Genomic DNA, 9,008 nt, shown 5'->3' with positions numbered 1-9,008 from the left:
CGCTCGCCGACACCCGGGTCTCCACCCGCGACGGGCATACGGGCGCCCGCCGCCCCGGCGACATCGGGTTCGCGGCCCTGCGCGGCGGCACGGTGGTGGGCGACCACAGCGTGGTCTTCGCCGGACCGGGCGAGCGCATCACCGTGAGCCACCACGCCGAGGACCGGGCCATCTTCGCGCGGGGCGCGGTCCGGGCCGCCCTCTGGGCCTTCGCCAAGCCGCCGGGCCTCTACGGCATGGACGACGTGCTCGGGCTCTGACCGGCGACCCGGGTCATCCCCGGTTCAGTCACAGACGCGCATGAACCCGCGCAACACGGTTTCGCTGCGTTGCAACATGTGGCAAGACCCAACCCCTCCCGCGACAACAGGAACGTCCCCCGATGGAGCGCCTTCTCGTCCTCGCTCGCCACGGCCAGAGCGAATGGAATCTCAAGAAGCTGTTCACGGGCTGGCGTGACCCGGAGCTGACGGATCGCGGCGTCGAGGAGGCCCGCAATGCCGGCCGCTGGCTCAAGGAGCAGGGCTACGGCTTCGACGTCGCCTTCACCTCGAACCTCAAGCGGGCCCAGCGCACCTGCGCGCTGATGCTGGAGGAGATGGACCTCACCGGAATCGAGACGATCCGCAACGAGGCCCTGAACGAGCGCGATTACGGCGACCTCTCCGGCCTCAACAAGGACGATGCCCGCGAGCGCTGGGGCGACGCCCAGGTCCACCAGTGGCGCCGCTCCTACGACATTCCGCCCCCCGGCGGCGAGAGCCTAAAGGACACCGCCGCCCGCGTACTGCCCTACTACATCCAGACGATCCTGCCCCGCGTAATGGCGGGCGAGCGCGTGCTGGTCGCCGCCCACGGCAATTCGCTGCGCGCCCTCGTGATGGTGCTCGACGGCATGACCACGAAGACCATCGCCAGCCTCGAGATCGCCACCGGCATCCCCCTGGTCTACGTGCTCAAAGCCGACACCACGGTGGAGAGCAAGGCGGTGCTGGAGCACGACATCGACCACAAGGCCTGATCGGCTTTCCGTGTCGTCGAGCATTCCGGCCGGGATCGTCCTCGCGCCCGGCCTGATCCACGTCCCGGGCCATCTCGACGCGGCGGCCCAGGCGTGCCTCTGCGCCGAACTCGACGCGGTGCTCGGCCTCGCCCCCGCCTACACGCCGCGCATGCCCCGCACCGGCAAGCCGTTCTCGGTGCGGATGACGAATTGCGGCGCCCTCGGCTGGGTCTCCGACCGGGCGGGCTACCGCTACCAGCCGCATCACCCGGAGAGCGGCGCACCCTGGCCGGCCATACCCGCGACGGCGCTCGCCGCCTGGGCCGCGCTCGCGGATTACCCGGCGCCGCCGGAAGCCTGCCTGGTCAACCTCTACGGTGCGCAAGCCCGCATGGGCCTGCACCAGGACCGGGACGAGGAGGCCCTCGACGCCCCCGTGGTCTCGCTGTCCCTCGGCGCCACCGCCCTGTTCCGCTACGGGGGCCTCGCCCGCAGCGACCCGACCCGCTCGGTGCGGCTGCGGTCCGGTGACGCCCTCGTGATCGGAGGGCCGGCCCGCCTGATCCACCACGGCGTCGACCGGCTGATCGTCGAGGAGCCCGACCTCCTGCAGGGCGGCCCGGCCCCGGCATCGGCGGGCTTCCTGCCGCCGGAGGGGCGCTGCAACCTCACCCTGCGCCGCGTGACGCGGCCCCGCGACGCTTGACAGCGGCGGGGTGTTGAGCCGACCCATCGCGTCAGCCAACACCGACGCCACGCCGGCCGAGCCTCACCGGCCCGGGGCCGGGGCCTTGCGGAGAACCGACCCGATGCGTCTGCGTACCCCTCGTCTGCCCGCCCCTCGTCTGCCAACTTTCGCCCGCGCCGCCTCGATCCTGGCCCTCGCGCTCGGTTTGGCCGGTCCGGCCCTGGCGGCGGAGCCCCTGTTCCCGCCGAGCTCGCGTTTCGGCTTCGATCCGCCCTCGGACATGGTCTCCTCCAAGCGCTTCTCGGGCCTGGAGCGGGTCGAGGGCGGGGCGACGGTCTCGGTGGTGGAACTGCCCGCCAACGCGTTCGCCGACCTCGAGACCAACTTCACCGACGAGAACCTCAAGGCCCAGGGCTTCATCGTCTCGAGCCGGCAGGCCCTCAAGGTCGCGGGCGACGTCGACGCGGTGCTGTTCACCGGCGAGCAGCCGGCGGTGGAATCCGCCGGCACGCCCGCGATCAAGAAGTGGATGCTGCTGGTGGGCGACCCCACCGTCACGGGCATCATCATCGCGCAGGCGACGCCCGATGCCGAGACCGAGGAGACCATGAAGCGCCTGCTGACCGGCATCCACATCCGGCCGGCCCTGACTCTGGAGCAGCAGGTCGCCGCCCTTCCCTTCCGCATCGGCAACGATGCCGGCTTCCGGCCCGTGCGGGTGCTCGCCGGAAACTCGGTGCTGATGACGCAGGGGACCAAGGACGAGATGCTCGGCCTCGAGCAGCCGATCCTGGTGCTGGCCCAGGCCGTGCAGCCGCCGCCGGCCACCGAGCAGCGCGATGCCTTCGCGCGCGCGGCGCTCTATTCCAACCAGACGATGAAGGATTTCGTGATCGAGCGGGCCCAGAGCTACCGCCAGAACGGCGTCGACTGGCACGAGATCGTGGCCCGGGCGGTGGATGCGGCGTCGAGCACGCCGGTGGTCATCTCGCAGACCATCCGCTTCGCCCCGGACGGCTACCTGCGCGCCGTCGGCGTGGTCCGGGCCGAGAAGCGCGAGGGGGTGCTGGCCCGCTTCCGCGAGATCGTCGACAGCGTGCAGATGCGATAGGCTCGCGACGCGAAAGCCGAGCCGGATCTCCCGGCCCGGCTGCTTCAGATCCGCTCCGATCGTCGACGGCTTCGGGCCCGGACCTTCCTCAGCGGGAAGGGGACGCGACCTGCTCCCTCTCCGAAAATGAAAGGGGATCCGCGCCGGACCGGGCGTGGTTCCGGTTCGACACCGGCGAGAACGACCAAGCGTTCCGGCGCCGGTGTCGGGGCTGAATCAGGCCGCGTCGGCGGGAGCGGCGCTCGGCTTCGGGCCGCCCTTGGCGACGCCGACCAGCGCGGGGCGCAGGACGCGGTCGCCGATGATGTAGCCGGACTGCATGACCTGGACCACCGTGCCGGTGGGAACCTCGGGGTCCGGCACCTCGAACATCGCCTGGTGGCGGTTGGGGTCGAATCGCTGGCCCTTGGGCTCGATCAGCTTGACGCCGTGGCGCTCCAGGGTCTTGGCGAGGTCCCGCTCGGTGAGCTCGATCCCGTCGATCAGCGCCTTGAAGGCGCCGTCCGCGCCGGCGCGATCCGCCTCCGGGATGGCCTCCAGGGCGCGCTGGATGTTGTCGGCGGAGTTCAGGAGGTCACGGGCGAAGTTCGTCACCGCGTAGGCGCGGGCGTCGGCGACCTCGCGCTCGGTGCGCCGGCGCAGATTCTCCATCTCGGCGAGCGTGCGCAGGACGCGGTCCTTCAGCTCGTCGCGCTCGGCCAGCAGGGGCGCCAGGGTGTCGGCCTGCGAGGCCTCGCCGGGGCCGGCTTCGTGGCCCTGCGCCGCGCCTTCCGTCTCCTCGACCGCCTGGGTCGGGTCGCGCCGCTCATCGTGCATGTCGTTCGCCATCATGGTGTTTCGTCGAGAAAAGATGTGTCGGGGTTGGCGCTGATATCAGGCGAGGCCGCCGTGAAATCAAGCGCGTGTCGGGTGGCCGGGTTCACCCGGGCCCGGCCGTCTCAGGCCTCGCGCGGGGGCGGCGAGTCGATCAGGGCGTCGAGCCCCTCGGCCCGCATGGCCGCGACGTCGCTGGCGAAGACCTCCATCACCGCCGAGCGGATCGCCACCTGCCGGTCGGGTTGCGTCACCCGGGTGCCCGTGAGGTCGGTCACGTAGAACACGTCCACGGCCCGCTCGCCGAAGGTCGCCACATGGGCCGAGGTGATGTTGAGGCTCAGGCGGCTCAGCGCCGTGGTCAGCTCGTAGAGCAGGCCCGGCCGGTCGAGGCCGGTGATCTCGATCACGGTCTCGCGGCTCGACAGGGCGTTGTCGATCGCCATGTCGGGCGGCACCAGGAAGGTCGGCGTGCGCCCGCTCGGCGGGTGCCTGTCGGCGACGAGGTCGGCGATGCGGATCTCGCCGCGCAGTGCCTTCTCGATGGCGCTGGTGATGCGGCCGGCCCGGCGCAGCTCGTCCTCGTCGCGGTCGAAGGCGCGCGAGATGAAGATCGAATCGAGGGCGAAGCCGTCCGTGGTGGTGAAGATCTGCGCGTCGACGATGTTGCCGCCCGACGCCGCGCAGGCCCCGGTGACGATGGCGAGCAGGCGCGGGTGATCCGGCGAGTAGATCGTCAGTTCGGTGACGCCGCGGACCGGGTCGGTCTCGGCCGCCGTGGCCACGGTGCGCCCCTCCGCCACCAAGGTCCTGACGAAACCCGCGTGCTTGAACTGGCGCGTGGTGTCGACCTTCAGCCAGTAGGCCTGGTTGTGGCGCGCCGCGTATTCGTCGAAGGGTTCGGAGTCCCAGTCGTTCAGCTGCTCGCGCAGGGCCATCTGGATCAGGCGGACCCGGTCGGTGCGGGCGATCTCGGAATGTCCGCCCGAGAGCACCACCTCGGTCTCGTCGTAGAGGGTGCGGATCAGCGTGCCCTTCCAGGCGGTCCAGACCCCGGGGCCGACCGCCTTGATGTCGGCCACCGTCAGGATGGTGAGGAGCTTCAGGCGTTCCAGGGTCTGGACCACGCCGGCGAACTTCTCGATGGTCTTGGGGTCCGAGAGGTCGCGGCTCTGGGCCGTCATCGACATCAGGAGGTGGTGCTCGACGAGCCAGGCCACCATCTCGGTCTCGGCGGCGGTGAGGCCGAAGCGCGGCCCGAGCTTCTCGGCGATGGCCGCGCCCGCGATGGAATGGTCCTCGGGCCGCCCCTTGGCGATGTCGTGCAGGAGCACCGTGACGTAGAGGGCGCGCCGGTGGCTGATCGTGTCGATGAGCCGGGTGGCCAGCGGATGCTCCTCCTCCGTGCGGCCCGACTCGATGCCCGAGAGCACGCCGATGGCGCGCAGCAGGTGCTCGTCCACCGTGAAGTGGTGGTACATGTTGAACTGCATCATCGCGACGATGCGGCCGAATTCCGGGATGAAGCGGCCGAGCACGCCGGCCTCGTTCATCAGCCGCAGGATGGTCTCGGGCGAGTTCTTCGAGGTCAGGATTTCGAGGAAGAGCCGGTTGGCCTCCTCGTCCGCCCGCAGGGAATGGCCGATCAGGCGCAACGCGCGGTTGGCCACCCGGGTGGCGTCGGGGTGGATCGGCAGGTTGTGCCGGTCGGCGAGCCAGAACAGCCGGATCAGGTTGACGGGATCGCGGGTGAAGGCGTCGGCGTCGCGCAGGTTGATGCGGCCGTGATCGTCGATGAAATCCTCCGCCTCGATGGCGGTAGCGCGGAAGCGGTCGCGGAAGCGCCCGATCCAGCGGTCGAGCACCGGCGTGCGCTTAGCGTGGCGCGCCTCCAGGGCCGCGCAGACGATGGCGGTGAGGTCGCCGACCTCCTTGGCGATGAGGAAATACGCCTTCATGAAGCGCTCGACGCCGGAGAGGCCGCCGCGCGGCTCGTAGCCGAAGCGCTCGGCGATGCGCGGCTGCAGGCCGAAGGAAAGGCGCTCCTCCGAGCGGCCGGTGACGAAGTGCATGTGGCAGCGCACGCGCCACAGGAGCTCGTCGCAGCGCTCGAACACCCGGTACTCCTCCGGGGTGAACAGGCCGGCCACCACCAGCTCGCTCTGGTCTCGCACCCGGTAGGTGTACTTGGCGATCCAGAACAGGGTGTTGAGGTCGCGCAGGCCCCCCTTGCCGTCCTTGACGTTGGGCTCGACGAGGTAGCGCGAGGCGCCCGCCTTCGAGACCCGCGCGTCGCGCTCGCGCAGCTTGGCCTCGACGAATTCGGGCGCCGTCCCCATCACCAGTTCGGTGTCGAAGCGGGTGACGAGCTCCTCGAACAGCGCGCGGGTGCCGAACAGGTAGCGGGCCTCGAGGAGCGAGGTGCGGATGGTCATGTCGGCGCGGCCCTCGCGCAGGCATTCCTCCACCGAGCGGGTGGCGTGGCCGACCTTCAGCTTGAGGTCCCAGAGCACGTAGAGCATCGCCTCGACGACGCTCTCGGACCAGGCCGTCTGCTTGTAGGGCAGCAGGAACAGCAGATCGATGTCCGAGCCCGGTGCCATCGTGCCCCGGCCGTAGCCGCCTGTGGCCACCACCGCGAGCTGCTCGCCGGTGGAGGGGTTGTCGTTGGGGTAGAGCCGCCAGACCACCGCGTCGTGGATCGTGCGGATCACCGCGTCGGTGAGCCCGCTCAGGCGCCGGGCGCAGGCGATGCCGTCGCGCTCCTCCAGGAGCCGCGCCTCGGCGTCGGCGCGCCCGAGTTCGATGACCCGTCGCAGTTCCGGCACCAGCACGGCCCGAAGCCGCGTCGCCTCTCGGGCGTCGCGGTCGAGGTTTTCGAGGATGTCGTTCAGGGCGGCGACGGCGTCGAACATGGCCAACCCGTTAGCATGTTGGCGCAACGACGCCAGCGGCTTGACCGCGCGCGGGCGGGCGGGAGGCGAATTGCGACCGGATTTCGCGGGCGCCGATGCGAATTCCGGCCGGTTCACGATGTCGCCGCGACGGTGTCGGCCGACGCTCCGGCGGGCCACGGTTGCGCCGCAAGGCCGCGTTAGCGCTGCCCCCGATCCGATTCCACAGCGTCGTCCCGCGAAGCGCCGCGCTCAACGAAGGCCCACCATGCGTTCGACCGTCCGTTCGATCCTGCTCCGGCCGACCCTCGCCGGGTGCCTCGCCACCGGTCTCGCCCTGGCGCTCGCCGGGCAGGCCCGGGCCACCTCCTTCGAGTTCGTGCCGGCGCCCCAGATCGACCTCAACCGGGTCTACCGGGTCGACAAGGTGACGGGCGAGGTCACCTCCTGCCAGTACGGCCTGCGCGAGGGGGCGGTGGGCAGCGTCGGCCTCACCGTCTGCTACGGCGCCGGCGAGGGCGCGAGCGCGCAGCCCCCGTCCGAATACGGCCTCGTCGCCTCGCGCCACACCCGCGAGGCGGGGGTGTTCCGGGTCAATTACCGCACGGGCGAGATGAGCATCTGCTACGTCCAGCTCCAGAAGGAGGCGGTGGTCTGCACCGCCCAGGCGAACCCGTCGGGCCCGGGCGCCGACGAGGCCGCCACCGGCCCCGCGCCGGGTCGCGCCGTCCCCAGCGCCACGCCGCCCCAGGGCGGACGGCCCTGAACGCAAGGGGGTAGCGCCGCGCTTTCCAGGAGATCGCCCGTCCGGCACAGTGCCGGCGCGCCGGACGTGTCGAGCGCGGGGAGAACGCCGTGAGCGGCAGCGTCAACACGCCGGACTGGTCCACCATCCCGGCGCCCGAGGATGACGGGAGCACGCGGCACCTCCCCGGTGCCCGGCTTCCGTCGATCGCCCTGCCGGCGACGGACGGCACGCGGGTCGACCTGTCCGCCCTGCCGGGGCGCACGGTGGTGTATGCCTATCCCCGCACGGCCGAGGCGGACGTGCCCTCCACGCAGGCCTGGAACAGCATCCCGGGTGCCCGGGGCTGCACGCCGCAATCCTGCGCCTTTCGCGACCACTTCGCCGAACTGAAGGCCCTCGGGGTCTCGCACCTATTCGGCCTCGCGACCCAGGACACGGCCTACCAGGCCGAGGCCGCCGGGCGGCTGCACCTGCCCTTCGCCCTGCTCTCGGACGCGGATCTGGCCCTGACGCGGGCGCTGGACCTGCCGACCTTCACGACCGGGGGCATGATCCTCCTGAAGCGCTTCACCCTCGTGCTGGACGCGGGCGTGGTCACGCATGTGTTCTATCCCGTCTTCCCGCCGGACCGGAACGCGGCGGACGTCGTGGCGTGGCTGTCCGACACCGCGCCCTGAGGCGGTCCCGCTCACCGCGAAAACATCCCGGGCCGGGTGTCGCCGCCATCCCGACGACGCGTTGGACGGGCCGGCCCGGCGTGCTAGGGGCACGCGGGTCGCCTGCGCGCACCGGTCCCCCTCGCCCGAGCCGTCCCATGTCGAACGCCCTTCCCTCCCCGCTCGCCGTCCCGCGCGACGGAGCCCGCGCGTGAGCGGGCCGGATCTGCGCCGCGCCGCGGCGGAGGTCGCCGTCGGGCTCGTCACGCCCGGCATGCGCCTCGGGATCGGCACCGGCTCCACCGCCAACGTCTTCGTCGAACTCCTCGGTGCGCGCGTGCGGGCCGGGCTCGACGTCGTCGGCGTGCCGACCTCGGAGGCGACGCGGGTCGCGGCCGAGGCCGCCGGCATCCGCCTCGCCACGCTGGAGGCCTTGCCCGAACTCGACCTCACCATCGACGGCGCCGACGAGATCGACGACGCGATGCGCCTGGTGAAGGGCGGCGGCGGCGCCCTGCTGCGCGAGAAGATCGTGGCGTTCGCCAGCCACCGCATGGTGGTGATCGCGGATGGCGCCAAGCGCGTCGCGACCCTCGGGGCCTTTCCGCTGCCGATCGAGGTCAACGCCTTCGGCCTCGGGGCCACCCGGCGCGGCGTCGCGGCGGCCCTGGCCGCGTGTGGCTGCACGGGCGAACTCGTCCTGCGCCAATCGGACGGCGCCCCCTTCGTGAGCGACGGCGGCCACCACATCCTCGATGCCCATCTCGGGCGCATTCCCGATCCGGACGCGCTCTCGGCCGCCCTCTGGGCGGTGCCGGGCGTGGTCGAGCATGGCCTGTTCATCGGCCTGGCCACCGGCGCCATCCTGGCCGAGGCGCGGGACGGACAGGCCGTGGTGACCCGCCTCGGCATCGTCTGAGGGCACCCCTCCTTCGAACTCGCCGCCTTCGAACTCGCCGCCTGCGATTTCCCGCCTTCGATTTCCCGATCCCGCCGAACCTTCGGAGCGTCCGCCATGTCCCGCCGCCTCGCCGTCTTGGCCGCCCCGTTGGCCGCCCTCCTCCTGAACGGGTCCGCCCTGGCGCAGGCGCCCGC

9 protein-coding genes are annotated in these 9,008 nt (G+C 71.6%); 7 read left to right on the top strand and 2 right to left on the bottom strand.

The annotated features are described in order from the left end of the window. From JWQ05_RS15795 to JWQ05_RS15780, 4 genes are all read left to right on the top strand, one after another. Positions 1 to 260: dihydrodipicolinate reductase C-terminal domain-containing protein (locus JWQ05_RS15795; RefSeq protein WP_299660181.1), on the top strand; the 260-nt coding region annotated here is incomplete at its 5' end. Positions 261 to 382: 122 nt separating this feature from the next. After that, positions 383 to 1,021: a 2,3-bisphosphoglycerate-dependent phosphoglycerate mutase gene (locus JWQ05_RS15790; RefSeq protein WP_299660179.1), complete on the top strand. Its 639-nt coding sequence runs from the start codon at positions 383 to 385 to the stop codon at positions 1,019 to 1,021. A gap of 10 nt (positions 1,022 to 1,031) precedes the next feature. Then, the gene (locus JWQ05_RS15785; RefSeq protein ID WP_299660176.1) at positions 1,032 to 1,709 is read left to right on the top strand and encodes an alpha-ketoglutarate-dependent dioxygenase AlkB; all 678 of its coding nucleotides are present in this window, start codon (positions 1,032 to 1,034) and stop codon (positions 1,707 to 1,709) included. 103 nt (positions 1,710 to 1,812) lie between these two features. Continuing rightward, positions 1,813 to 2,802 carry a hypothetical protein gene (locus JWQ05_RS15780; protein WP_299660173.1) on the top strand — a complete coding sequence of 330 codons (990 nt, stop codon included), beginning with the start codon at positions 1,813 to 1,815 and terminating at the stop codon, positions 2,800 to 2,802. 216 nt (positions 2,803 to 3,018) lie between these two features. On the opposite strand, the gene grpE is transcribed toward JWQ05_RS15780, so the two are convergent. Next, complete coding sequence (grpE, locus tag JWQ05_RS15775) at positions 3,019 to 3,633, bottom strand: nucleotide exchange factor GrpE (protein ID WP_299660170.1); 615 nt, start codon at positions 3,631 to 3,633, stop codon at positions 3,019 to 3,021. Positions 3,634 to 3,740: 107 nt separating this feature from the next. After that, on the bottom strand, positions 3,741 to 6,536 hold the full coding sequence (locus JWQ05_RS15770) for a [protein-PII] uridylyltransferase (RefSeq protein WP_299660167.1): 2,796 nt from the start codon (positions 6,534 to 6,536) through the stop codon (positions 3,741 to 3,743). A gap of 241 nt (positions 6,537 to 6,777) precedes the next feature. Here JWQ05_RS15770 and JWQ05_RS15765 point away from each other — a divergent pair, with 241 nt between their 5' ends. The 3 genes from JWQ05_RS15765 (at position 6,778) to rpiA (ending at position 8,832) form a co-directional block, all read left to right on the top strand. Further along, positions 6,778 to 7,275, top strand: coding sequence for a hypothetical protein (locus tag JWQ05_RS15765; protein WP_299660165.1), 498 nt, complete (start codon positions 6,778 to 6,780; stop codon positions 7,273 to 7,275). 89 nt (positions 7,276 to 7,364) lie between these two features. After that, a complete protein-coding gene (locus JWQ05_RS15760) occupies positions 7,365 to 7,934 on the top strand; it encodes a peroxiredoxin (RefSeq protein ID WP_299660163.1) in 570 nt (189 codons plus the stop codon). 190 nt (positions 7,935 to 8,124) lie between these two features. After that, the gene (rpiA, locus tag JWQ05_RS15755; RefSeq protein ID WP_299660161.1) at positions 8,125 to 8,832 is read left to right on the top strand and encodes a ribose-5-phosphate isomerase RpiA; all 708 of its coding nucleotides are present in this window, start codon (positions 8,125 to 8,127) and stop codon (positions 8,830 to 8,832) included. The last annotated feature ends 176 nt before the right edge of the window (positions 8,833 to 9,008 follow it).

Origin of the sequence: Methylobacterium sp. (assembly GCF_028290105.1) — a bacterium.
In the GTDB taxonomy this organism is placed as follows: Bacteria; Pseudomonadota; Alphaproteobacteria; order Rhizobiales; family Beijerinckiaceae; genus Methylobacterium.
The sequence above is the reverse complement of the archived record's forward strand: the minus strand, read 5'-3'. Positions and strand labels throughout refer to the sequence as shown.

Bases quoted from the DNA above. Each gene is read 5' to 3' on its own strand.
- JWQ05_RS15765 (WP_299660165.1), top strand. From the start codon at position 6,778: ATGCGTTCGACCGTCCGTTCGATCCTGCTCCGGCCGACCCTCGCCGGG.
- grpE (WP_299660170.1), bottom strand. From the start codon at position 3,633: ATGATGGCGAACGACATGCACGATGAGCGGCGCGACCCGACCCAGGCG.
- JWQ05_RS15790 (WP_299660179.1), top strand. From the start codon at position 383: ATGGAGCGCCTTCTCGTCCTCGCTCGCCACGGCCAGAGCGAATGGAAT.
- JWQ05_RS15780 (WP_299660173.1), top strand. From the start codon at position 1,813: ATGCGTCTGCGTACCCCTCGTCTGCCCGCCCCTCGTCTGCCAACTTTC.